The 22140-nt window shown below is 70.9% G+C and carries 18 protein-coding genes; 5 read left to right on the forward strand and 13 right to left on the reverse strand.

The window, feature by feature from the left end; all coding sequences use genetic code 11:
* Positions 1 to 15: 15 nt before the first annotated feature.
* Positions 16 to 1155 (reverse strand): zinc-dependent alcohol dehydrogenase, encoded by a 1140-nt coding sequence (locus OXR63_RS00215; RefSeq protein WP_267419223.1) that lies wholly within the window; start codon positions 1153 to 1155, stop codon positions 16 to 18.
* Positions 1156 to 1290: 135 nt separating this feature from the next.
* Positions 1291 to 1983: an SDR family NAD(P)-dependent oxidoreductase gene (locus tag OXR63_RS00220; RefSeq protein ID WP_267419225.1), complete on the reverse strand. Its 693-nt coding sequence runs from the start codon at positions 1981 to 1983 to the stop codon at positions 1291 to 1293.
* A 193-nt stretch (positions 1984 to 2176) separates the two neighbouring features.
* Between OXR63_RS00220 and OXR63_RS00225 the strand changes: the two genes are divergently transcribed.
* Together OXR63_RS00225 and OXR63_RS00230 are read left to right on the forward strand one after the other, a co-directional pair.
* On the forward strand, positions 2177 to 3022 hold the full coding sequence (locus tag OXR63_RS00225; protein ID WP_267419227.1) for a helix-turn-helix transcriptional regulator: 846 nt from the start codon (positions 2177 to 2179) through the stop codon (positions 3020 to 3022).
* A gap of 82 nt (positions 3023 to 3104) precedes the next feature.
* Positions 3105 to 4046 carry a LysR family transcriptional regulator gene (locus OXR63_RS00230; RefSeq protein WP_267419228.1) on the forward strand — a complete coding sequence of 314 codons (942 nt, stop codon included), beginning with the start codon at positions 3105 to 3107 and terminating at the stop codon, positions 4044 to 4046.
* Positions 4047 to 4125: 79 nt separating this feature from the next.
* Here the strand turns inward: OXR63_RS00230 and OXR63_RS00235 are convergent, their stop codons facing one another.
* The 6 genes from OXR63_RS00235 to OXR63_RS00260 form a co-directional block, all read right to left on the reverse strand.
* A complete protein-coding gene (locus OXR63_RS00235; RefSeq protein WP_267419229.1) occupies positions 4126 to 4779 on the reverse strand; it encodes an NAD(P)H-binding protein in 654 nt (217 codons plus the stop codon).
* A gap of 78 nt (positions 4780 to 4857) precedes the next feature.
* Positions 4858 to 6357 (reverse strand): class II fumarate hydratase, encoded by a 1500-nt coding sequence (locus tag OXR63_RS00240; RefSeq protein WP_267419230.1) that lies wholly within the window; start codon positions 6355 to 6357, stop codon positions 4858 to 4860.
* Between the two features lie 3 nt (positions 6358 to 6360).
* On the reverse strand, positions 6361 to 8034 hold the full coding sequence (locus OXR63_RS00245; RefSeq protein WP_267419231.1) for an NAD-dependent malic enzyme: 1674 nt from the start codon (positions 8032 to 8034) through the stop codon (positions 6361 to 6363).
* Between the two features lie 37 nt (positions 8035 to 8071).
* A complete protein-coding gene (locus tag OXR63_RS00250) occupies positions 8072 to 8959 on the reverse strand; it encodes an SDR family oxidoreductase (protein ID WP_267419233.1) in 888 nt (295 codons plus the stop codon).
* 308 nt (positions 8960 to 9267) lie between these two features.
* Positions 9268 to 11337 carry an FUSC family protein gene (locus OXR63_RS00255; RefSeq protein WP_267419235.1) on the reverse strand — a complete coding sequence of 690 codons (2070 nt, stop codon included), beginning with the start codon at positions 11335 to 11337 and terminating at the stop codon, positions 9268 to 9270.
* A complete protein-coding gene (locus OXR63_RS00260; RefSeq protein WP_267419236.1) occupies positions 11337 to 12806 on the reverse strand; it encodes an NAD-dependent succinate-semialdehyde dehydrogenase in 1470 nt (489 codons plus the stop codon). The genes OXR63_RS00255 and OXR63_RS00260 overlap by 1 nt, the downstream gene beginning before the upstream one ends.
* A 172-nt stretch (positions 12807 to 12978) precedes the next feature.
* Here OXR63_RS00260 and OXR63_RS00265 point away from each other — a divergent pair, with 172 nt between their 5' ends.
* The 3 genes from OXR63_RS00265 to OXR63_RS00275 all read left to right on the forward strand — a co-directional run bounded on the left by OXR63_RS00265 (position 12979) and on the right by OXR63_RS00275 (position 15929).
* Positions 12979 to 13566 (forward strand): TetR/AcrR family transcriptional regulator, encoded by a 588-nt coding sequence (locus OXR63_RS00265; protein ID WP_267419237.1) that lies wholly within the window; start codon positions 12979 to 12981, stop codon positions 13564 to 13566.
* A 98-nt stretch (positions 13567 to 13664) separates the two neighbouring features.
* The gene (locus OXR63_RS00270) at positions 13665 to 15068 is read left to right on the forward strand and encodes an amidase (RefSeq protein WP_267419238.1); all 1404 of its coding nucleotides are present in this window, start codon (positions 13665 to 13667) and stop codon (positions 15066 to 15068) included.
* Positions 15069 to 15203: 135 nt separating this feature from the next.
* Positions 15204 to 15929: an alpha/beta fold hydrolase gene (locus tag OXR63_RS00275; protein WP_267419240.1), complete on the forward strand. Its 726-nt coding sequence runs from the start codon at positions 15204 to 15206 to the stop codon at positions 15927 to 15929.
* A gap of 72 nt (positions 15930 to 16001) precedes the next feature.
* Here OXR63_RS00275 and OXR63_RS00280 read toward each other — a convergent pair whose 3' ends face one another.
* The 5 genes from OXR63_RS00280 to OXR63_RS00300 all read right to left on the reverse strand — a co-directional run bounded on the left by OXR63_RS00280 (position 16002) and on the right by OXR63_RS00300 (position 22118).
* On the reverse strand, positions 16002 to 17330 hold the full coding sequence (locus OXR63_RS00280; protein ID WP_071275294.1) for an NAD(P)/FAD-dependent oxidoreductase: 1329 nt from the start codon (positions 17328 to 17330) through the stop codon (positions 16002 to 16004).
* A 70-nt stretch (positions 17331 to 17400) separates the two neighbouring features.
* A complete protein-coding gene (locus OXR63_RS00285) occupies positions 17401 to 17604 on the reverse strand; it encodes a hypothetical protein (protein WP_071275292.1) in 204 nt (67 codons plus the stop codon).
* Between the two features lie 55 nt (positions 17605 to 17659).
* Positions 17660 to 19450, reverse strand: coding sequence for a DEAD/DEAH box helicase (locus OXR63_RS00290; protein WP_267419417.1), 1791 nt, complete (start codon positions 19448 to 19450; stop codon positions 17660 to 17662).
* Positions 19451 to 19593: 143 nt separating this feature from the next.
* Positions 19594 to 20844: a DNA polymerase IV gene (gene dinB, locus OXR63_RS00295; protein WP_267419242.1), complete on the reverse strand. Its 1251-nt coding sequence runs from the start codon at positions 20842 to 20844 to the stop codon at positions 19594 to 19596.
* Positions 20841 to 22118, reverse strand: a complete 1278-nt coding sequence (locus OXR63_RS00300) for an acyl-CoA dehydrogenase family protein (RefSeq protein WP_267419244.1) — start codon at positions 22116 to 22118, stop codon at positions 20841 to 20843. Before OXR63_RS00300 ends, dinB begins: the two co-directional genes overlap by 4 nt.
* Between the last annotated feature and the right edge of the window lie 22 nt (positions 22119 to 22140).

The following is a 22140-nucleotide window of genomic DNA, read 5'->3' on the forward strand; positions in this document are numbered from 1 at the left end:
CCTCGTCCTCCCTGCTCACGGCACGATCACCGTCTTGATGCACCCGTCGAGCTTCGCGGAGAACAGGTGGTAGCCCTCGGCGATGTGCTCGAGCGGGATGCGGTGCGTGATGATGTCGCTCGGCTTCAGGTGTCCTGCCTGGATGTGCTCGAGCAGCCGCGGCCACTGCCGCTTCACCGGTGCCTGGTTCATGTGGATCGTGACGCCCTTGTTCATCGCGTCGCCGAACTTCACCAGGTTCGGGATCGGCCCGTACGCGCCCATGGCCGACACGGTGCCGCCCTTGCGGACGCCGTCGATCGCCCAGTTCAACGCGACCGGTGAACCGCCCTGCATCTTGAACTTCGCAGCGCTGACGTGCTGCAGGAAGTTGCCGTCCGCCTCCGCACCCACCGCGTCGATCACGCTGTCGGCCCCGAGGTAGTCGGTCTGCTTCTTCATCTCCACGACGACGTCGTCGACCTCGGCGTAGTTGATCGTCTCGGCGTGTGCGAACGTCCGCGCCTTCTCGAGGCGGTACTCGAACGCGTCGATGACGATCACGCGGCCGGCACCCATGAACCAGGCCGACTTCGCCGCGAACAGCCCGACGGGGCCGGCGCCGAGGACCACGACGGTGTCACCCTCGCGGATCGAGGCGAGCTGCGCCCCGAAGTACCCGGTGCCGAGCGCGTCGGTCATCATCAGTGCGTCGTCGGGGTCGAGCCAGTCCGGGATGACCTGCGGCCCGACGTCGGCGTACGGCACGCGGACCCGTTCGGCCTGCCCACCGTCGAACCCCCCCGTCGTGTGCGAGTACCCGAAGATCCCGCCCACCGCGGTGGCGTTCGCGTTGACGTTGTGGCAGTTCGTGAACAGGCCCCTGGCGCAGAACCAGCAGGTCCCGCAGGAGATGTGGAACGGGACCATCACGCGGTCGCCCACGCTGAGGTGTTCGACCGAGGACCCGATCTGTTCGACGACGCCGATGAACTCGTGGCCGAACGTGTGGCCGACCCGGGTGTCGGGCATCATGCCGTGGTACAGGTGCAGGTCGGAGCCGCAGATCGCAGCCCGCTCGACGCGGACGATCGCGTCGTTCGGGTGCTCGATGCGCGGGTCGGGCTTCTCCTCGACCCGGACGCGGTACGGACCGCGGTACGTCATGGCGCGCATGGACGCTCCTCTCACTCGTCCGCCCAGGGTGACGAGCGACGCGTGGGAGCCGTTCCAGGTCTGCGCATGGTGACCAATGACGGACGGGAGGCTCGGTGCCAGCTGGCACCGAGCCTCCCGTCCGTCACCGGTGACCTACCAGGGCAGGCGACCGTCGCGGTCGGTGACGGTTCCGGTCGGGGCGTCCGCACCGAGGGTCGCGATCCGGACCGCTGCGTCGGCCCCGTCCTCGACGCTGTGTCCGAGGTGACCGGTGAACTCGGTTGCCGTCTGTCCGGGGTCGACCGCGTTGAAGCGGACGTCTGGGGTGGTCTTGGCGTACTGCATGGTGAGCATCGTGACCGCTGTCTTGGAGGAGCCGTAGGCCGCGAGCGGGTACTGCGACTCGACACGCGCCGGGTCGTGGATCAGTGTGAACGACCCGAGGCCGCTCGTGACGTTGACGACCGAGGGTCCCGCCGACTTCCGGAGGACCGGCAGGAACGCGTTCGTGACGCGGACGACGCCGAAGACGTTCGTCTCGTAGACCGCACGCAGCTGGTCGACGGTCATGTCCTCGGGCGCGGTGACGTCCCCGAGGACGCCGGCGTTGTTGACCAGGACGTCGAGGTGACCCGCCTGGTCCTGGATCGTCGCGGCCGCCGCGGTGACGGATGCGTCGTCCGTGACGTCGAGCTGCACGAACGCGGCATCGAGCTCCGCTGCAGCAGCCCGCCCGCGGTCGGTGTCCCGAGCGCCGATCCACACGGTGTGTCCGGCGGCGATCAGGCGTCGGGCGGTCTCGCGGCCGATGCCCTTGTTGCCCCCGGTGATGAGCGTGATGGTCATGGTTCTCCTGTCGGTGGTGGTGAGAGGCCAAGCGTGCGACTCTGCGAGGCACCCGAGCCAGGGAAGAACGGTGCTACCCAGCGGCGGTGCTCGCCGGCAGGTGCTCGCCGGCAGGTGCTCGCCGGCGGGTGCTCCCGGAGCATGGGACAGGCGTTCCCATGCGCTCATCCCTCCGCGCACTGACAATGGACGGGTGCCCGCAGACCACGTCGAGAACCTCAGTGACCTCCTCCGCGCCTGGCGCGGACGACTGCGACCCGAGGACGTCGGCCTGGCGTCCTTCGGGCGTCGGCGGACGGAGGGGCTCCGCCGGGAGGAACTCGCGCAGCTCGCCGGGGTCAGCGTGGACTACGTCATGCGCCTGGAACAGGGTCGCTCCAGCACCCCCTCGGCCCAGGTCGTCCAGTCCCTCGCACGCGCCCTCCAGCTCGACCGCACCGAGACCGACCTGTTCCACCGCGCCGCCGGACTCGCACCGCCCCGGTCGGGCGTGGTGTCCCGACACATCCCACCCGGTGTCCAGCGCATGCTCGTCCGGATGGCGGACCTCCCGCTGGCCGTGTTCACCGCTGACTGGACGATGCTGCACTCCACGCCGCTCTGGCAGGCCCTGTTCGACGCGCCGTCGGTGCTCAGGGACCCCGAGCAGAACCTGGTCGTGCAGACCTTCATCGACGAGAGCGTGACCGAGATCGCGACGGCGCACGGCGGCCCGGCCTCGTTCGAGCGTGCCCTCGTCGCTGACCTCCGACGGACAGCCGCGACCCTCGGCGAGGACGCCCGTTTCTCGGCCTTCATCGCTCGGCTGCGGCGTGAGAGCGAACGCTTCGCAGAGTACTGGGACGAGGGGCGAGCGGCGGCGCACCAGTCGCTCGTGAAGACCGTCCACAACCGCGTCGTCGGCGACGTCGTGCTCGACTGCGACGTCGTGACCGTCCCGGACTCCGACGTCAAGCTCGTCGTCTACTCGACCGCAGCAGGAGGACCCGACGCCGAGAAGCTCGACTTCCTCCGCGTCGGGGCCGTCCGCACAGCCTGAGCGGATCACAGGGTGACCCGCGCGCGGAGAACCGCTAGCTTGTCGCTCATCCTGAACATCCCGGCGCCCTGGAGGTTGCACGATGGTGAACGCCCGAGACGTGCGGTCGGACGACCTCCGCTACCTGGCTGCGCTGGCGGACAGCGGGCGACTCATCACCGCGGCGAAGGTGCTCGGGGTGGACCACTCGACCGTGTCCCGACGGCTGCACGCCCTCGAGAACGCCCTGGGCATCCGGGTCCTGAACCGCGGTGACGACGGCTGGGTGCTCACCGACGCCGGTCGGGACCTCCTCGAGCACGCCCGTGCGGTGCAACGTTCGGTCGAGTCCGTCGCGCAGTACGCCGCGGCGTCCCGGCCCGGCAACGCGGCCGGGACGGTCCGTGTCACCGCTGCCGACGGCTTCGGCACCACCTTCGTCGTGCCGGCACTGGCACGCGCGCAGCGGGAACACCCCGAGCTCAACGTCGAGCTCGTCACCGGCGCGCGCGAGCTGACGCTGCAGGCGGGCAGCTTCGACATCGCGGTCACGCTCGGCCCCCCGTCCCCCACCCGTCTCTACGTCGAGCGGCTCTGCGAGTACGACAGCGCCTTCTACGGCACCACGGAGTACTTCGAGGAGCACGGCAACCCGACGACGCTCGAGGAGCTGCAGGCGCACCGCCTCGTCTTCTTCATCGACGCGATGCAGCGGATCCGGGAACTCGACCTCGCCGATCACCTCGACAAGCCGCGGATCGCCTTCAGCTCGACGAACATCTTCGCGCAGCTGGCGGCCGTCCGCGCCGGCGTCGGCATCGGACTCATCTCGAAGTTCATGGCCAGGACGATGAGCGACCTCCACCCGATCGCCGCGGAGATCACGCTGCCGCGCGTGCCCGTGTCGATCGCGGTCCGCGAGGACACCATGCGCCGGCCCGCGATCGCCGTGGTCCGTGAGGCGTTGCACCGTGAGGTGCGGAGCCGTCGCGCTGAGCTCGTCTGGGCCACGTCGGTGGACGACCTCCGGAGCGCGACGGCCTGACGGCCGGACGCCCTCGGCGGGCGGACGCCCTCGGCGGGCGGCGCGTGGTGCACCAGCCGTCGAGGGCGTCGCGGGGCCGCTAGCCGCGCGTGGCGTGGCTGATGGCCTCGGCGATGGGTGTGTCCCCGGCCGTGGCCTCGAGGATCTGGCGGCTGATCCGGGTCTCGTGCAGGAGCCCGGCGAGGGTGGCCGCGACGTCGGCGCGGGTGATGGTGTCGTGGATCTGTGCCGGGCCGAGTGCCACGGTCCCGACGCCCGGGTCGTCCTGCAACGCGGACGGCCGCAGGATGACGTAGTCCAGGTCGCTCTGGGTGAGCGCGACCTCGGCGTGCTTCTTGACGTCGATGTAGTGGTCGAAGTCCTCGCCGAGGTCCCGTTCCCGCCACGCCTCGGGGAACACGGACACCAGGCCGAACCGGGGCCGGTTCGGGAGCAGGTCCGCGGCGGCGATGGCGGTGACGACGCCGTCCCCGTCGATGGCGGTGGTGGCGTCCTGGCTGCCGCCGGCGCCGGCGGTGAACACGATCGCGTCCGCAGTGCCGATGTGCTCGGCCAGCGCGGCGGGGGTGAGCTGGGTGAGGTGCCCGACGGTCGCGGTGATGCCCTGCTGCTGCAGGTGCTGCGCCTGCTCGGGTCTCCGGACCAGACCGGTGACGGTGTCGCCGCGCTGGATGAGGTCCGCCACGAGCAGCGACCCCACCCCGCCCGTGATGCCGATGATGAAGACGTGCATGGACTGCTCCTGACGTTCGGGTGTGGAGAGGTGTCGATCAGCGGCGCGGGACGGCCCCGCGCGTCCTGCGGGTGGCGTTCAGTCGTCGCCGAGTGTCGTGACCGCCGCGGCGAGGTCCCGCGCCGGGTCACCGACCATCGACCGCGGTTGGACGACACGGTCGAACTCGTCCGGGTCGATGCCGGACGCGAGCGCGGCGTCCCGCAGGGAGGTCCCCTCGTCGTTGGCCTTGTGCGCGATCCTCGATGCCGCGTCGTACCCGATGACCGGGGACAGCGCGGTGACGAGCATGAGCGATGCGCCGACGAACCGGTCGATCTGCTCCCGGTCGAGTTCCGTGCCCTCGACGCTGTACCGCCGGAGCTTGTCGCTCGCGTCGCCCAGGATCCGTGCACTGTGCAGGACGTTGTTGATGATGATCGGGCGCATCGCGTTGAGTTCGAAGTTCCCCTGGGCGCCGGCCGCCGCGACGATCGAGTCCTCCCCGATCACCTGCAGGCACACCATGATCATGGCTTCCTGCTGCGTCGGGTTCACCTTGCCGGGCATGATCGACGATCCCGGTTCGTTCTCCGGGAGCCGCAGCTCGTGGAGCCCGGTCCGTGGACCGGAGGCGAGCCACCGCATGTCGTTGGCGACCTTCAGCAGGGCGACCGCGACGCCACGGAGTGCGGCGGAGACGGCGACCATCGCGTCGAGTGAGCCCTGCGCCGCGAACTTCGACGGGGCGGTCCGGAACGCCTCGCCGGTCAGCTCGGTGAGCTCGGCCGCGATCTCGACGTCGAACCCATCGGGCGCGTTGAGCCCGGTGCCGACCGCGGTGCCGCCGGCGGCGAGCTCTCGGACACCGTCGAGCGAGTGCTCGAGCCGGTCCGCCGCCTGCCGGATCTGCACCGCCCACCCCGACCACTCCTGGCCGACGGTGATGGGCGTCGCGTCCTGTAGGTGGGTGCGGCCGGTCTTGACGACGTCGACCCAGCGTTCGGCCCTGGCCATGACGGCGTCGGCGAGCTGGCGGACCTGCACCAGGGTGTGGGTGCGCACCTGGAGCACCGTCGCGATGTGCATCGCGGTGGGGAACGTGTCGTTGGAGGACTGCCCGAGGTTGACGTGGTCGTTCGGGTGGACCGGCGTCTTGCTCCCGATCTCCCCGCCGAGGAGCTGCGAGGCGCGGTTCGCGAGCACCTCGTTCATGTTCATGTTCGACTGGGTCCCGGAACCCGTCTGCCAGACGTACAGCGGGAACTGCTCGTCGAGCTCGCCGGCGGTGGCCTCGTCCGCGGCGCGCACGATGGCTTCGGTGCGGGCGTCGTCGAGCCGCCCGCCCGCGTGGTTGACGAGCGCGGCCGCCTTCTTCACGTACCCGTACGCGTGGTAGACCTCCTTCGGCATGCGGTCGTCCCCGATCGAGAAGTGCAGCAGCGATCGCTGCGTCTGCGCTCCCCAGTAGTGGGCGGCCGGCACCTCGATGTCGCCCATCGAGTCGCTCTCGACACGGCTCCCCCTCGCCCCGGTGCCGATGGGCACCTCGCGGAACTCCAGGTCGTCATCGTCGTGGTGTGCGTCCTGCGTTGCCATGGCTCAGCGCTCCTGGGTGCCGTAGACGGGCTGCCACATGGCGTCGTGGACCGCCTGGGTCAGCTCGGAGTCGGTCGCGAACTCGACGGTCGCGACCCCGTCTGCCGCTGCAGCCCGTGCCACGGCGAAGGCGGCGATGGCGGACGACGCCCGGAGGTTCTCGACGGGCGGGAGCAAGGACGCGCCCAGGGCCGTCGCATCGACCTGGTCCGCCACGGCTTCGGCCGCTGCGAGCAGCATGCCGTCCGTGATCCGGGTCGCCCGCGAGACGACGGCACCGAGGCCGAGTCCCGGGTACAGCAGGGAGTTGTTCGCCTGCCCGATCGTGAAGGTCGTCCCGTCGTGCTCGAAGGGGTCCGTGGGGATCCCGACCGCCACGAAGGCCTTCCCGTCCGACCACGTGACGGCGTCGTCGGGCATCACCTCGATCCGTTCCGTCGGGTTCGACAGGGGCAACAGGACAGGTCGATCGACCCCGGCACACAGCGCCTCGACGACCTCCTTCGTGAACGCACCGTGCGCGGTGGACGTGCCGATGAGGACGGTCGGCCGTACCTGCTGCACGACGGTGAGCAGGTCGATCACCCCGTGCTCCCGGTTCCAGCCCGCGACCTCGGCCGCGGGGCGTGCGTACTGCGCCTGGTAGTTCGGCAGGTCCGCCATGTCGTCGGTGACGAGTCCGTGCTTGTCGATGAGCCAGATCCGCGCCCGGGCGTCGGCGGCGCTCAACCCGTCCCGGACCATGCCGGCGGCGATCTGGTCGGCCATCCCGGTCCCTGCGGTCCCCGCGCCGAAGACGACGAGCCGCTGGTCGGCGAAGGTCTGCTTCGTGACGCGCATCGCCGAGATGAGGCTCGCGACGACGATCGCGCCGGTGCCCTGCATGTCGTCGTTGAAGATGCGGTGGCGGTCGCGGTACTCGTCGAGGATGCGGCGCGCGTTCTGCGGGCCGAAGTCCTCGAAGTGCAGGATCGCTCGGGGGAAGAGCGCAGCGGCGACGGTCACGTACCGGTCGATGAACTCGTCGTAGCGTTCCCCGCCGACCCGCGCATGCCGGTTCCCCAGGTAGGCGGGGTCGTTCAGCAGCGCCGCGTTGTCCGTCCCGCAGTCGAGGCTCACAGCGATGACCCGCCCGGGGTCGATGCCGGCAGCCGCCGTGTAGATGGCGAGCTTCCCCACGGAGATGTCCACGCCGTTGACACCCCAGTCACCGATGCCGAGGATCTCCTCGGCATCGGTGCAGACGATCAGGTCGACGTCGTCGGGGCCGTACCCGAAGGTGCGGAGCGTCGGCTCGATGTCCTCGATCCGGTCGATGGAGAGGTAGGCGGCCTGCGAGACTCGGTAGTCCCGGCTCCAGTCCTTGATCGCCTGTCCGACCGTCGGGTCGTAGACGACCGGGAGGAGCTCGCGGAGGTGGTCGCCGAGGACCCGGAAGTACAGCGTCTCGTTGCGCTCGTGGAGGAGTTCGAGGTAGGTGAACCGCTCCATGGCCGTGGTCTTGCGCTGCAGTTGTGCCCAGCAGCGAGCGGCCTGCTCGTCCAGGGTCTCGACGGCCGCTGGGAGCCGGCCGGTGATGCCGAGCTGCCGCCGCGCCTCGTGCGAGGTGGCGGTGCCGTGGTTCCGGAGCGGGTCGGTGAGGACTGCCCGGGCTTCGTTCGGTGTGGAGATGCTCACGACGTTCCTTCTGATCGAGCTGCCTGGGGTCGGGTGGTCAGGGGGCGGTGATCGGGTCCTGGTCGTCCCGGAGCTGCTCGGGCTGCATGTCGAAGGCGTTCTGGATGCCCGCGTTCCGCGTCCCGAGTCCGTCGGTCGTCTTCTTCGACCACGGCGCCTCGATGAGCTGCTTGGTCTCCTCGGTCATCGACGTCGGCTCGAGGTTCCGGTACGAGTCGATCTCTCCCGCAGCGAGCGCGGTGAGCGTCGCGTAGACGGGTTCCGGGTTGAACTGCTCGCGGGGGAACGCGAGCTTCGAGTAGTCGTACAGGCGCTGCGACGCGTCGTCGTCCCAGCCCTCCCAGGTCTGGAAGATGCGGTCGTTGAAGCCGGTGAGGAACGGCCCGGGGTTCATGGTGGCGACCTCGACGCCGTACTCCTGCAGCTCGTCCTTCATGCTCTCCGCGATCGCCTCGACGGCGTGCTTCGAGGCCGAGTAGATGCCGGTGAACGGGTTCACGTTCAGGCCCTCGCGCGAGGAGACCCAGATGATCCTGCCGGTGCCGCGCTGCGCCATCTGCTTCGCGATCCCCTGGGTGAGCAGCAGCGGGCCGGTGACGTTGACGTCGAACTGGTGGCGGATGTTCCACTCCGGGATGTCGACCGTCGCACCACCCTCGCCGACTCCGGCGTTGTTGACGAGGATCTCGATCCCCCAGTCGAGCGCCTTGCGACGGTCGCCCTCGACGGTGACGTCGAGCTTGCTGACGTGCAGCGACACACCGCGTGCGGCTGCCTGACGCTTGAGCGTCTGCACCTGCCCGTAGATCTCGACGGTGGCGTGGACGTCGAAGCCCTTCTCGGCGAGGCGGAACGCGACCTCCTGCCCGAAACCGGTTCCGGCTCCGGTGATGAGGACCTTCTTGAGTGCGGTTGACGGTGACATGACGACCTGTCTGTTCGTGTGCGGAGGACGGTGGCGGACGGACCCCGGGGACACCACGGAGCGGTCCGAGCGGTCAGGGGGATGCGCTCGAACGGAGACGGGGTGGTCCACAGGGTCGGGTGGGACGACGAGGCAGCGCTCCGGGTGGCACGTCAGCGGGGAGAGCGACGGTGTCCACCTCGGGACGACTGGCTACGAGATCGACTGTAGGACTGCTTCGGCGGGTCCGTTGCGGGAGATCTGCACACCGGGTGGGCAGAAGCGCACACGGCGACGTCGTCGCGGCGCGGCGATGCGGAGCGCCGGCATCAGGGCCTCCTCCTGGCGGGTGGGGACGACCTGCTCAGGCGTGCAGCGGTCGGGAGCACGTCGCGAGCCGTCTGCTCGAGGGCTTCGACCTGCGCGCAGGCCCACACGCTGAACGCGGCAGCCGGATCCGCCGATCGTGGCACGCGGGGTTGCTCGTCGACAGCCGGCGCGGTGGTGGTCTGCTCCGCCGTCGCACCCAGGCGGATCCCCCGCGCGAGTGCACGCACCTGCCCTCGGTACCGTTCGGCTGCCGCGGTGAGCGCGCTGGCCTGTGCCGGGGACGGGTCGAGGTGGTGCTCCTGCCGGAGGTGGGACCCGAGGTCCAGGATCGCGTCCGCGGCCTCCCGGGCCTCCGACGGCGCGGCGACGAGCCGGATCGACGCCACGGGTGACGCGGCGGTGCTCCGGTGTTCGAGCAGGAACTCCCGGAAGGCGTCGTCGAGTCTGCGGCCCGCTGCCACCGCGGATCGCCGGGCGGTCAGCGCGGAGCCACGGTCAGCGGCTGACGCTGCAGCGCTGACGACCTCGACGACGTAGTCCGCGGAGGCCTCGTACGCCGCAGCGAGGTCTGCTCGGAAGGCGGTGACGACCCCGCTCGGCCAGAGCAGCCACCCGAGCACGGCGCTGACGGACGCCCCGAGGAGGACGTCCCCGAGCCGGATCAGCCCGATCGTCGGCTGTTGGGGAGCGGCGAGTGCGAACAGGCCGAGGATCGCGGTCGAGAACGCGGCTTGGCCGACGAGGAACGGGAACACCTCCGGGGAGAACGCCATGACCGCGAGCGCCACGGGCACCACCACCCAGGTGATCCATCCCGCGTGCGGGGTGAGGAGGAGCACCAGTTCCGCGACGACCACACCGACGACGGTGCCGAGCACGGCCTGCCATGCGGACCGGGCGGTCCCGACGGCGTTCGTCCGCAGGACAGCGAGCGTTCCGAAGGCGACCCAGAACGCGTGCTCGGCGCCGACGAGGTTCGCCGCGGTGATCGAGACCGCGAGGGTCGCTCCCGTCCGGACGCTGTTCCGCAGCCAGGCGGATCGCCAGGACCAGTGACTCCGGAGCGTGTCGGACACGTACCGGTGTGCGCGTCCCCCTCCACCGGACGCCGCCTCGACCAGCGCGATGGTCCGCTGCAGCAGCTGGTGTGCGGGCCACGCCTTGGCGGCACGGTCGCCCAGGTACCGCAGCTCGCGCTGTTCACGGAGGTCCTCCAGCCGGGCGCGCACGTCGAGGAGTGCGCTGGTCACGTCCGTTCCCTGGAGGCGCAATCGGACGACGTGCAGGGCCGCACCGATGGCGGTCCGCTCGGCGTCGTCCACGACGGTCTCGTCCGACTCCCCCGTCGCCGTGACGGCGTCGTCGACGGCGAGCACGGCGTTGATGACGACCAGGAGACGTCTGCCGCCGGGTCGGAACCCCTCGGGGCGACGCGGTTGGGTGGAGAAGGACTCGCGGAGGGTCTGCACCTGCGGGGCAGCCCGACGAGTCCGGAGCCGCAGCATGAGACCCAGCAGGGCGTCTCGGGTCTGGTCACGGAGCGGGTCGTCCGTGGCGGTCGGGAGGACGAACGCCTTGGCGGCGACGACCAGCACCGCCGCGACACCCCACGCTGCGAGGCGCGGCAGGACGGCGTCCACCCCCGCCGGGACGGTCGCCGCGAGCGCCAGGGCGAACAGGAGCACCGGTGTGGCGAGCGCGACACTCGAGCTCACGACGCCCGCGAACGCGATCGCGAAGGCGAGCAGCCCGACGCCGACCGTCGCCGAGACGGCCGAGGACGACAGTGCGGTCCCCACGGCGATGAGCGCGCTCGTCGCCACGGCGACCCCGATGGTCCTCCGGAGTCGTGCCGGCCCGCTGAAGTCGACGAACACGATCTGCATGATCGAGCCGAAGGCCGCGAACAGCGCGACGTCGGCCGGGAGGAACCCCCGGGCGACGGCGAACGCCGTCGGTGCGACCACCGCGACCCGCAGCGCCCGCCGGCGAGCGGACACGGGAACCCGGCGGAGCAGCCGCTGGTCGAGGCGCACACGCTGGGTGGAGTCGACGACTGCGTCGCGCATCAGAGATCGATGGCGACGTACTTGTCCTCGACGTACTCCTCGATGCCCTCGGAGCCGCCTTCACGACCGAACCCGGACTGCTTCACCCCGCCGAACGGTGCCTGCGGGTTCGAGACGAGCCCCCTGTTGAGGCCGACCATCCCGGACTGGATCGCCTCGCTGACGCGGAGCCCGCGGCGGAGGTCGTTCGTGTACACGTACGACACGAGCCCGTACTCGGTGTCGTTCGCGTCGGCGATCGCCTGCTCCTCGTCGGAGAACGTGAACACGGGGGCGACCGGCCCGAACAGCTCGGCCTGTCGCAGCTCGGCGTCCTCCGGGATGCCCGTGAGGATCGTCGGCTCGTAGAAGTACCCGGGGCGGTCCGGCGCCTCCCCGCCGATGAGGGCGTGCGCGCCGCGGTCGAGCGCGTCCTGCACGAGGCCGGAGGTGGTCGTCCGCTGCGCGGCGTCGATGAGTGGCCCCATGGTCACGCCCTCGTCGGTGCCGCGCCCGAGGGTGAGCGCCTGCATGCGGCTCGTGAGCTTGTCGATGAACTCCTCGGCGACGCTGTCCGCGACGTGGAAGCGGTTGGCCGCGACGCACGCCTCACCGTTGTTGCGCATCTTCGCGATCATCGCACCGTCGACGGCGGCGTCGACGTCGGCGTCGTCGAAGACGAGGAAGGGGGCGTTGCCGCCGAGTTCCATCGACGTGCGCAGCAACTGGTCGGCCGCCTGCTTCACGAGCGCCTTGCCGACCGGCGTCGAGCCGGTGAAGGAGAGCTTCCGGAGCCGCGGGTCCGCGATCACCGCCGCGAGGGTGTCCTTCGCGTTCCCGGTCGTGATGACGTTCAGCACACCCGTCGGCAGTCCGGCGTCGGCGAGGATCGACGCCAACGCCAGCGACGACAGCGGCGTCTGTGCCGCGGGCTTCAGGATCATGGTGCAGCCGGCGGCGATCGCGGGCCCGATCTTCCGCGTCGCCATGGCGAGCGGGAAGTTCCACGGGGTGATCAGCAGGCACGGTCCGACCGGCTGCTTCATCGTCAGGATCCGGCCGTCGCCGTCGGAGTGACGGTTGTACCGCCCGTCCATCCGGACCGCCTCCTCGGAGAACCAGCGGAAGAACTCCGCCGCGTAGGCGATCTCCGCCTTCGCCTCCTCGACCGGCTTCCCCATCTCGAGGGTGTTGATGAGGGCGAGCTCGTCGGTGCGCTCCACGATGAGCTCGTACGCCTTCCGCAGGATCTCGCCGCGTCGACGTGGTGCCAGTGCCGCGAAGGCGGCGCCAGCGTCGACGGCGGCGTCCAGGGCCTGCACGGCGTCGTCCGCGGTCGCGTCCGCGACCTCGCAGAGCGTCTCGCCCGTCGACGGGTCCTCGACGGCGAACACCCCGTTCGCAGCGGTGGCCCAGTCGCCGCCGATGAGCAACTGCTTCCGCACGCCGTCGACGACCTGCGCTTCACGACTCGAACTGATCACGGCCATGGCTGTCCTCCTGCGAGATGGGCGGCGGACGAACGACCCGCCGTTGCGAACGGTAGGCGTAGCGCTCACTGCCGGGACTGTGCAGTTCTGCACACCGGATGTGCACGGTTCACGACGGTCTCCACCACATCAGCACTAGACGACTGGTCTACTGGAGCGGTACGTTCTCCTCATGCCCACCACGGAGATCGACACCCGGCAGCACCTGCTCGACACCGCCCAGCGTCTGATGGCCCGGAAGGGCTACACCGCGGTCGGTCTCAGCGAGGTGCTCTCGGAGGCCGGTGTCCCGAAGGGGTCGTTCTACCACTGGTTCTCCTCGAAGGAGGCTTTCGGTGAGGCGCTCATGCAGCACTACTTCACCGACTACCTCCGCTCGATGGACCGCATCGCGAGCAACACCGGCGCGACCGGCGCCGAGCAGCTGCAGGAGTACTGGCAGCGGTTCTACGACCTGCAGGCGTTCGACGACTGCCAGGGCAAGTGCCTCGTGGTGAAGCTCGCCACCGAGGTGTCCGACCTCTCCGAGCCCATGCGACGGCAACTCGTGGACGGCACGGCCGGCATCATCGACCACCTCGAGCGCATGATCACCACCGGCACGCGAGACGGCTCCGTCCCCGTGGACGAGGACCCACGCGCACTGGCGCAGGAGCTCTACGAGTCCTGGCTCGGCGCCAGCACCATGGCGAAGATCCAGCGGACGCCCGACGCGCTCCAGCGCGTCCTCGACCGCACGAGCGCACGCCTGCATTCCTGACAAACGACGCTCCAGCCCCACGAAGGTCCAACGAGCGCTTCCCCCTCACATTTCCGTCCCACTAGACGACTGGTCTACTAATCCCCGAAGGAGCCATCATGGCTGACATCACGTACCTCGACGCGACCGAACTGGCCGCGCGCATCGCGTCCGGCGACCTGACATCGGTACAGGTCGTGCAGGCCCACCTCGACCGCATCGCCGCCGTCGACCCGGCGATCAACGCGATCGTCACCCTGAACGACCACGCGCTGGCCGAGGCCCAGGCGGCGGACGACGCCCTCGCGGCCGGCGACGAGGTCGGGCCGCTGCACGGCGTGCCGTTCACCGTCAAGGACTCCATCGACACCAACGGCGTCCTCACCCAGCGCGGCTCCCCGGTCTTCGAGGGCCGCACGCCGGACGAGGACGCCGTGGCCGTCGCCCGGATGAAGGCGGCCGGCGGCATCCTGCTCGCCAAGACGAACCTGCCGGAGTTCTCCTACTCGACCGAGAGCAACAACCTCCTCTCCGGCCGGACGAACAACCCGTGGAACGTCGACCGCACCTCCGGCGGCTCGAGCGGCGGCGAGTCCGCGGCCATCGCCGCCGGGCTGAGCCCGATCGGCATCGGCACCGACCTCGCGATCTCGGTCCGTGGTCCGGCGTCGCACACCGGCATCGCGGCCATCAAGCCCACCCACGGCCGCATCCCGATGACGGGCATCTGGCCGCGCGTGCCGCGCCGCGACTGGCACGTCGGCCCGATGGCCCGCACCGTCCGCGACCTCGAACTCGGCTACGAGGTCATGCGAGGACCCGACGGCCAGGACGGCTTCGCCGTCACCCCGGACGCCGTCGACACCGGCACGCGCGACGCCGCTCCCGAGCACCTGCGCGTCGCGTGGTTCACGAACTCCGGACTCGGCCCGGTCGACCCGGAGGTCGCGGACACCGTCCGCCGTGCAGCGGCAGCACTTGCAGGCGCCGGCGTCCACGTCGAGGAGATCGACATCCCGACGCTCCACCACGACAACCCACTGGCACTGTTCAACAAGCAGCACGTCATGGAGCTCAAGCCCGCGATGGCAGCAGCCACCGAGGGACACGAGGACCAGCGCTTCACGATGTCCACGGCCATGCTCGCCACTCCCGACACCTCGGTCGAGGACTACGTCGCCGCGGAGCAGGGCTTCGAGCGCATCCGCGACGCGTACGCCGAGGTGTTCACGCGGTTCGACGCGGTCCTGCTGCCGGTGCTGCCGATCCCGGCGCACGAGCACGACAGGACCGAGTTCGTCATCGACGGGCAGACCGTCGACGCCACCCACATCCAGACGTTCACCGTGCAGTTCAACATCACCGGGATGCCCGCGCTGTCGATGCGCTTCGGCACCAGCTCCGACGGCCTGCCGATCGGCGTCCAGATCGCCGCCCCGTGGCACGCCGAGTCCACCGTCTTCGCCGTCGCGTCGCTGCTCGAGTCGCTCAGCCCGGTGCGCGACGAGCACCCCGAGAGCTGAGCGGACCAGGTCAGCTCCGCACTCCTGCACGGCCCCCGTGCAGTTCTGTTCCTGGCGCGCTGGTCCGCCGCCCTCCTACAGTCACAGCGCTGTCGCCACCGGCGACCGCTGACCACACGAACGAGGAGCAGACCGATGAACGAACCGACCGTCGTCCTGGTGCACGGAGCCTTCGCCGACGCGGCGAGCTGGACCCCGGTCACACAGGCCCTGCTCGCTGCGGGACACCGGGTGGCCGCGGTGCCGAACCACCTGCGGTCCCTCTCCGGTGACGCGGCGAGCGTCCGACGCGTCGTCGAGGCGATCGACGGACCCGTCCTGCTCGTCGGACACTCCTACGGCGGCGCCGTCATCACCGTCGCAGGGGTGGCGGAGAACGTCGTCGGGCTGGTCTACGTCGCCGCCTACACGCCCGACGAGGGCGAGAGCCCGGCCGACATGGACGCTCGGTTCCCCGCCACCTCGCTGCGCGACCACCTGGTCTCGCTCCCCACGACGGACCCGGCCAACGACCAGGACGTCGACCTGTCCGTCGCTCCCGACGCGTTCCTGCCGGTCTTCGCCGCCGGCATGGACGAGGAGACCGCAGCGGTCCTGGCCGTCTCGCAGCGGCCGTTCGCGGTGGCGGCCTACACCGAGGCGGCGTCCGCAGCGGCCTGGAAGGTGAAGCCCAGCTGGGGCATCGTCGCGACGGCCGACCAGACCGTGCAGCCCGAGGTGGAACGCACCGGGTACCAGCGCGCCGGGTTCCGGGAGGTCATCGAGGTCGACGGTCCGCACCTGCTGATGCACACCCACCCTGCCGACGTCGTGCGCGTCGTCGTCCGGGCACTCAGCGAGACGGCCGGCCACACGGACTGACGCGCGACCAGACGACGGACGGGAGGCTCGGTGCCAGCTGGCACCGAGCCTCCCGTCCGTGGGTGGGACTGATCAGCTCTTGCTGGCGTCCACGAAGGAGCGGCGCGGGTCGGTCTCCTTGATGAGCGAGGTCGCGTCGCGACCGGAGACGGCGCCGGTGACCCAGCCGATGACGATGCGCGCCTTGCGGTTCAGCGTCGGCATCGCGTACACGTGGTACGAGCGGTGCGCGAGCCACGCGAACAGGTTCGTCATCTTGATGCCCTTGATGTTGGCGGCACCCTTGGCGACACCGTACGAGGCGACCGTGCCCACGGAGACGTGGCGGTACTCCTCGAGCGGCTTGCCGGTGATCGTGGCGACCACGTTGTCCGCGGCCACGACGGCCTGGCGGACGGCGTTCTGCGCGTTCGGCGGGTAGTACGCCGGCTGCTTGTCGGCGGTCAGGTCGGGGACCTGTGCGACGTCGCCGAGGCCCCAGACGCCGGGGACGACCTCGTGGGTGTCCTCGGCCTCGACCTGGAGCTTCGCGTTCGCGGCGAGGTGGCCCTTCGGCCCGCGCGGCAGGTCCGAGGCGTCGAGGAGCGGGTTCGGCTTCACGCCGGCCGTCCAGACGAGCAGGCCGGTGGCGAACTCGTCGCCGTCGGAGAGCTTGACGACGCCGCCCTCACAGCTCGGCATGGTGGTCTTCAGGCGGACGTCGATGCCACGGGCGCGGAGGGACTCAAGGGTCCACTTCGACAGCTCGGGGCCGACCTCGGGCGCGACGCGGTCGAGCGCGTCGATGAGCACCCAGCGGGGCTGCTCGCCGGCGAGCGACGGGTACGTTTTGATCGCGGCCTGCGAGACGTCGAACAGCTCGCCGATGGCCTCGACGCCGGTGTAGCCACCGCCGACGAAGATGCTGGTCAGCAGACGGCGACGCTCGTCGTCGTCGCGGGTGGCAGCGGCCTTCGCGATGTTGTCGAGGAGCTTCGCGCGGACGTAGGCGGCCTCCTCCACGGTCTTGAAGCCGACGCCGACCTCGTCGAGGCCGGGGGTCGGGAAGGTGCGCGTGACGGAGCCGAGCGCGACCACGAGCTGGTCGTAGCCGAGCGTGCGGTCGTCGCCGCCGGCCGTGGCGATCGACACGGTCTTGTCAGCGGAGGAGATCCCGGTGACCTTGCCCTGGATCACGCGGGTCTTGCGGAGCGCGCGACGGAGCTCCACGGTGACGTCCTTCGGGGCGATGTGACCGCCGGCGACCTCGGGCAGGAACGGCAGGTACGTGTAGTACGTGTTCTGGTCCACGAGGGTGATGCGCATCGGCACGGTCGCGGCGTGCTTCTGCAGCTGCTTGACGGTGGAGTAGCCGGCGGAGCCGCCACCGAGGACGAGGACGTGAGGGATCGAATCTGCCATGAGTCCGGTCTACTCGATCAAGCCTCGCAGCGTCATCATCGCCGCGCGGATCGGGCAGATCGGATGATGATCAGCGACGGGTGTCGCGCAACCGCCACCAGGCGGTCTCGGCGAGCTCGAGACCCGTGTAGACGCCGTGTGCGGTGCGGCGGGACTCGACCAGGCTGAAGCGGCGGAGTCGGTAGCCGCCGCCGAAGCGGTCGATCACCGCCTCTGGGGAGGACGACTCGTCACGCTTGACGAGCCAGGTGCGGTCGTCGACCTCGACGATCACGGCGCGGGCGGGGTCGATGGTGCCGACGCGGCCGTCGCGGTCGCCCCCGACCGCGTCACCGTCGGCCGCCGATGCGGGACCGGAGGATGTCGATCCGCTTCTGGATCTGCTCGATGCTGGCCTGCGCGACGGCGGGACCACCGCTGATGCGGCGCAGCTCGGCGTGGATCGACCCGTGCGGCTCGTTCGAGTGCCTCGACCAGATGGACACGAGGCGCTGCAGCTCCGAGCGCTGCTCCTTGATCGTCATGTACATCGGGCGGTGGGGCTCCGGCGCCTTCGGGGTGCCGTCCTTGACCGCGCGGCCCTTCGACCGCTTCGCCTGGGTCGCCTGGCGTGCACGGAGCAGGTCGCGCACCTGGTCGGGTTCGAGGAGCCCGGGGATGCCGATGAAGTCGAGTTCCTCGAGGGAGCCGATCTCGCCGCCGGTCCCGAACTCGCCGCCGTCGTAGAGGACACGGTCGAAGGAGGCCTGCGAGTCGAGGGCCTCGAAGGGCTGCATGTCGAGCAGGCTCTCGGAGGCGCGGTCCTCCTTGTTGGCCTCGGCGACCATCGCGTCCTCGGGGTTGTACATCCCGTCCTCGGCGTCCTTCGGGCGGTCGAGGGCGTGGTCGCGCTCGAGCTCGAGGGTCGCGGCGAGGGCCATCAGCCCCGGGACGCTCGGCAGGAACACGGACGCGGTCTCGCCGCGACGACGGGCGCGCACGAAGCGGCCGATCACCTGGGCGAAGAACAGCGGCGTGCTGGCGCTCGTGGCGTACACGCCGACGCAGAGCCGGGGGACGTCGACACCTTCCGACACCATGCGGACGGCGACCATCCAGCGGGAGGTGTCCGCGGCGAAGGCGCCGATGCGGCTCGACCCGGCGGCCTCGTCGGAGAGCACGACCGTGGGCCGCTCCCCCGTGATCTGCTGCAGGATCCTGGCGTAGGCCCGTGCGGTCGTGGTGTCCGTGGCGATGACGAGCCCGCCGGCGTCGGGGACCCCGCGTCGGACCTCGGTCAGGCGCGTGTCGGCGGCCTGGAGCACGGCCGGCATCCACTCGCCCTCGGGCGAGAGCGCCGTGCGCCAGGCCTGTGCGGTGATGTCCTTCGTGACCTGCTCGCCGAGGGACGCCGACATCTCGTCGCCCATCCGGGTCTTCCAGCGCATCTGTCCGGCGTAGGCCATGAACAGGACCGGGCGGACGACGCCGTCGGCGAGGGCGCGGCCGTACCCGTAGTTGTAGTCGGAGATGGACGTGCGGATGCCCTGCTCGTCGGGGGCGTACTGCACGAACGGGATCGGCGCGGTGTCGGAGCGGAAGGGCGTGCCGGAGAGCGACAGCCGGCGGGTGGCGCCGCTGAAGGCCTCTCGGATGCCGTCGCCCCACGTCAGGGCGTCGCCGCCGTGGTGGACCTCGTCGAGGACCACGAGCGTGCGGCCGCCCTCGGTGATGCGCTTGTGGACCTCGGGGTTCATGCCGACCTGGGCGTACGTGATCGCGACGCCCTGGTAGTGCCGGCCGAACATGCCGTCGCCGTTCTTGAACATCGGGTCGATGCGGATGTTCACGCGGTCCGCGGCGTCGGCCCACTGCCGCTTCAGGTGCTCCGTCGGTGCGACGACCACGATGCGGTCGACGGTTCCGCGGGCCAGGAGCTCGGTCGCGAGACGCAACGCGAACGTGGTCTTGCCGGCACCGGGGGTCGCGGCGGCGAGGAAGTCGCGCGGCTCGGACTCGAAGTACTTCGTGAGGGCTTCGACCTGCCAGGCGCGGAGCTTCGACGCCGTGCCCCAGGCCGCACGGTCCGGGAAGGCCGGGGACAGGTGCTCGGCGGCCGCGTTGCCCGCGATCTCCGCCAGCTCGGCCGGCGCGAGGTCGAGTTCGGGGCCCTGGCCGCCGTGCCCGTCCGCCGCTGCGCCGGCATGGTCGGCACGGACACCGCCGGGTGCGGCGGGCTGCTGGTCGTCGTACTCCGCTGCGCTCACTTCAGGCGATTCTACCGTCACCCGATGTCCTGCCGAGCATGTGGCGGTCGCTGCTGAGATGCACCGCGGACGAGCGATGCCGGTCGCAGCACGCCGGCACCGAAGCGGGCGGTGACGGCGTCGACGGTCGTCTCGGTCTCCCGCCACGGCGCGTCGTCGTCCCACAGGGCGTTGCTCGCCGCGGTCGGGACGAGGTTCTCCCCGCGGACACCGATGAGCCGGATGCGGTTGCCCGGCTTGTGCAGCACGTCGTAGAGCTCGACGGCCTCGAGGTGGATGCGGCGTGCCACGTCGGTCGGCTCGGCCAGGGTGCGGGACCGGGTCAGCGTGGTGAAGTCGGTGTACCGGACCTTGAGCGCGAGGGTCCTGGCCTGCACCTCGGCGCGGCGCATCCGGACGGCGACCTTCTCGGACAGCCGCAGGAGCTCCCGTGCGACGGCGTCGCGGTCGGTCAGGTCGGTGCCGAAGGTGACCTCGTGCCCGATGGACTTCTCGCCGACGGCGGTGTCGACCCGGCGGGGGTCGCGGCCCCACGCGAGGTCGTGCAGGCGCTGCCCACCGGCGGGACCGAGCAACGACACGAGCGACCCGAGTGGCGTCGTCGCGAGGTCCCCGACCGTGCGGAGCCCGCGGTTCTCGAGGGTCTCCTGCGTCTTGCCGCCGACGCCCCAGAGCGCGGACACCGGCTGGGGGTGCAGGAACGCGACCGTGTCGGCGGCCGGCACGACGAGGAGCCCGTCCGGCTTGGACCGGCTGGAGGCGAGCTTCGCCACGAACTTCGTCGACGCGGCGCCGACGGAGCAGTGCAGCCCAGTCTCGGCGAACACCGCTCGACGGATGGCCTGGCCGATCTCCCACGGCGTGCCGTACAGCCGCAGGGCACCGGCGACGTCGAGGAAGGCCTCGTCGATGCCGAGACGCTCGACCTGCGGGGTGAACTGCTCGAACACCCGCATCACGGCGCGGGACTTGGCCTGGTACTTCTCGAAGTGCGGTTCGACGATCACCGCGCCCGGGCAGCGGCGCTTGGCGACGGCCATCGGCATCGCGGAGTTGATGCCGTACTTGCGTGCTTCGTACGTGGCGGCGGTGACGACCGAGCGGTCCGAGTCGTGCCCGACGATCACGGGCAGGCCGACGAGGTCGGGGCGGTCGAGCAGTTCGACGGAGGCGAAGAAGGCGTCCATGTCGACGTGCAGCACCGTCGCGGTGACGTCTGCGACCGGCTGGTCGGAGACGAGCCGGTTGCGTCCGTCCTGCTTGCTCACGAGGAGATGGTGCCACCGGCCGCCGACATCGGCGCCGCGACGGGCCCGGGCGCCGCCGACGCGTCCGGCGCCGCGACCGGCCCGGGTGTTGCCGACGGGTCCGGCGCCGCGACCGGCCCGAGCACGGCGGACGCGATCGTCCTGGCCGCCGAGTCCCTGGTCGACGGGTGGTACTGCCCGGCGCGGACGTCCCTGGCCAGGCGGGCGAGCTCGCCCGTCGCCCGGAACGCGCCCCCGCCGACGACCCGCGTCGCCTCGTCCACCACGTGCTGCGCGGTGTCGACCGTCCGCGCCTTCGTGCCCACGAGCAGCGGGAACCACCGTGCCCCGTGGTCCTCGAGCTCGTCGACGTCCCGGGCGAGCGCGTCGACCTGCAGCGCGACCGCGTCGACCGCGCCCTGCATGTCCGCCACCGCACGCCGGACGTCCGGGTCGTCGGCGCGTGCCCGGCCGTCCAGCCCGTGCCGGTCACGGACGTGCGCCACCGTGAGCTCGACCGCTCGCTCCGCGATGCCGACGTACACGGAGGCGACGAGGAGCTCGAACGCCGCGAACACCCCGAACACCAGCGGGTCGGCCGTCGGACCCACGGGCAGCGACCGCACGATCCGGTCCGCCGGCACGTGGACGCCCTCGAGCAGGGTCGTCCGGCTCTGGGTCGCCCGCATGCCGAGCGTGTCCCAGTCGTCCAGGTGTCGGATGCCGCCGTCGGACCGCAGCGCGAAGCCGTGCACCAGCCGTGGTTCGGCGCCGCTGACGTCCTTGCCGAAGACACTGAGCACGTCCCACGCCGGTGCCAGGGACGTGGAGACCTTCGTCCCGCTGAAGCGGTAGCCGCCGTCGCCGTCCGGCACCGCGTCGGTCAGCGAGTCGAACAGCACGCGGTCGTTGCCGGGTTCGCTCACCCCGAAGGCGAGCAGGCGGTCCGCCGCGGCGTGCGTCGTGACGGACTGGAGGAACGACTCACCCCGCGCGGACACACTGCGGGCCGCCTGCACCCAGACCTGGTGCATCCCGAGCCCGAGTGCCGTCGCCGGTGCGGCCCGGGCGAGGCGACGCTGCACGGCCGCCGTGGCGCGGAGTCCGAGCCCGCTGCCGCCGTCCGCGACCGGCACGCCGATCCGCAGGTAGCCGGCCGCCCGGAGCTCGTCGAGGTCCTCCGCCGCGAAGGCGTTCTCGGCGTCGTACCGGGGTGCCCGCTCCGCGACGCGGACGAGCAGGTCCTCGGGGAGGGTCCAGGGGCGGCTGCCGCCGGACGAGTTGGCCTCGGTCATGGCACGAGACTATGGTCCGAAC

The sequence above is a fragment of the Curtobacterium sp. GC_Cur_3 genome (assembly GCF_026544205.1).
Lineage (GTDB): Bacteria > Actinomycetota > Actinomycetes > Actinomycetales > Microbacteriaceae > Curtobacterium.

Coding starts and splice junctions, on each gene's coding strand:
- OXR63_RS00215 (WP_267419223.1), bottom strand. CDS start 1,155: ATGCGCGCCATGACGTACCGCGGTCCGTACCGCGTCCGGGTCGAGGAG.
- OXR63_RS00230 (WP_267419228.1), top strand. CDS start 3,105: ATGGTGAACGCCCGAGACGTGCGGTCGGACGACCTCCGCTACCTGGCT.
- OXR63_RS00255 (WP_267419235.1), bottom strand. CDS start 11,337: ATGCGCGACGCAGTCGTCGACTCCACCCAGCGTGTGCGCCTCGACCAG.
- OXR63_RS00300 (WP_267419244.1), bottom strand. CDS start 22,118: ATGACCGAGGCCAACTCGTCCGGCGGCAGCCGCCCCTGGACCCTCCCC.
- OXR63_RS00265 (WP_267419237.1), top strand. CDS start 12,979: ATGCCCACCACGGAGATCGACACCCGGCAGCACCTGCTCGACACCGCC.
- OXR63_RS00270 (WP_267419238.1), top strand. CDS start 13,665: ATGGCTGACATCACGTACCTCGACGCGACCGAACTGGCCGCGCGCATC.
- OXR63_RS00275 (WP_267419240.1), top strand. CDS start 15,204: ATGAACGAACCGACCGTCGTCCTGGTGCACGGAGCCTTCGCCGACGCG.
- OXR63_RS00240 (WP_267419230.1), bottom strand. CDS start 6,357: ATGGCAACGCAGGACGCACACCACGACGATGACGACCTGGAGTTCCGC.
- OXR63_RS00220 (WP_267419225.1), bottom strand. CDS start 1,983: ATGACCATCACGCTCATCACCGGGGGCAACAAGGGCATCGGCCGCGAG.
- OXR63_RS00250 (WP_267419233.1), bottom strand. CDS start 8,959: ATGTCACCGTCAACCGCACTCAAGAAGGTCCTCATCACCGGAGCCGGA.
- OXR63_RS00280 (WP_071275294.1), bottom strand. CDS start 17,330: ATGGCAGATTCGATCCCTCACGTCCTCGTCCTCGGTGGCGGCTCCGCC.
- OXR63_RS00235 (WP_267419229.1), bottom strand. CDS start 4,779: ATGCACGTCTTCATCATCGGCATCACGGGCGGGGTGGGGTCGCTGCTC.
- OXR63_RS00260 (WP_267419236.1), bottom strand. CDS start 12,806: ATGGCCGTGATCAGTTCGAGTCGTGAAGCGCAGGTCGTCGACGGCGTG.